The organism is Kribbella sp. NPDC049174 (assembly GCF_043197365.1).
GTDB lineage: Bacteria > Actinomycetota > Actinomycetes > Propionibacteriales > Kribbellaceae > Kribbella.
On record NZ_JBICSZ010000029.1, the window covers coordinates 1 to 1,396 of the forward strand.

Here is a 1,396-nt window from a genome sequence, read left to right on the forward strand (position 1 = left end):
CGCACCGGAACACCGCTTGGATGCCCCTATGTTTGTCAAGTGGTCATGCGGCTGCTGGCCGTTGTTGTGCGGCGTTGTCCGGGGCTGGCCGCAGCAGGGAGTAGACCTCGCGGGCGACGTACCGTTTGAGGCAGCGGATGATCTCGCGTCGGGTCTTTCCTTCGGTCAGGCGGCGGTCGCGGTAGGCGCGGGTGGGTGCGTGCCAGCGCAGTCGGGTCAGCACGATGCGATACAGCGCGGCGTTGGCTTGGCGGTCGCCACCGTAGTTGAGGCGCATGCGCTGGGTTTTGCCCGAGGACGCCTCGACCGGGCTGACGCCGCACAGGGCGGCGAAGGATGCTTCGCTGCCGAGCCGGCCGGCGTTGTCGCCGGCGCTGATCAGCAAGGCGGCGGCGTTGTCCGGGCCGATACCCACCCGCTCCAGCAACCGGGGTGTGTGGGCGTCGATGACGCTGGTCAGCCGGCTCTTGAGCTCGTCCGCCTCGGCGGTCAAGCGTTGGATCCGGGAGGCCAGCAGCGCCAGCGTGTAACGGGCGACATCCGCGGTGGTGCCGCCATGATCTTCATCGGATGGTGCCAGCTCGGCGCAACGGCGGATCAGGATCGGGGTGGTCAGCCCGGCCAGCGAGTCCCGCAGGCCAGCGTCGGCGGACACCAGCACTGCCTTGAGCTGATTGATCGCCTGCGTGCGGGCCTTGACCGCGGAATCCTTGGCCAGCTTGAGCATCCGGATCATCTCCACCGGCCCGTCGCTGGTCTTCGCGGTCGCCGTAGCGCGGCCGGAGACCACCGCCCGGGCGGCAGCTTCCGCGTCGATGGTGTCGGTCTTGCCCCGTCGCCGGCGGGTGGCCTTGTCAGGCTGGTTGACCTCCAGTACCTCGACACCCTCGCCGACCAGGTAGCGGGTCAGTCCAGCACCGTAGGAGCCGGTACATTCCACCCCAGCCCGGCGCACCAGGCCAAAGCCACGCGCCCAGCTCAGCAGACTCCGGTAGCCAGCTGCGGTGGTGGGGAATGCCTTGCTGTCGATCACCCCGCCCAGCACAGTCACCACGGCCGCAACATGAGTGTCCTTATGAGTGTCCACACCCAGCACCACCTCCTCCACGACACCACGGTGGTCGGCGGGCTGCTGATGGGGCATGCTGGTCACGGCTGTCGGACTCCTGTTCGCTACGGGCACACGATGGCCAGCACCGGGCCGGCAGGAGCGGTCAAAGCTGTGATGGCGCCTTGTTCACGGCAAGGCCCCTATTGGGACACGCTCCGCCGGACCGGTGACAGCAAGCACCGTCCCGAACCAACGGTCGACAGATCCAAGCCAGGACACGCCGGTCTGCTCTCACGCGAGTCAAACCGCGGTTCGGGACAGCACGCCATCATCCTCACAACTCTC

1 protein-coding gene is annotated in these 1,396 nt (G+C 67.8%); it reads right to left on the reverse strand.

Annotation, left to right across the window (positions count from 1 at the left end):
* Positions 1-43: 43 nt before the first annotated feature.
* Complete coding sequence (locus tag ACGFIF_RS44325; protein WP_393163982.1) at positions 44-1,144, reverse strand: IS110 family transposase; 1,101 nt, start codon at positions 1,142-1,144, stop codon at positions 44-46.
* Positions 1,145-1,396: the final 252 nt, after the last annotated feature.

Bases quoted from the DNA above. Each gene is read 5' to 3' on its own strand.
- ACGFIF_RS44325 (WP_393163982.1), bottom strand. From the start codon at position 1,144: ATGCCCCATCAGCAGCCCGCCGACCACCGTGGTGTCGTGGAGGAGGTG.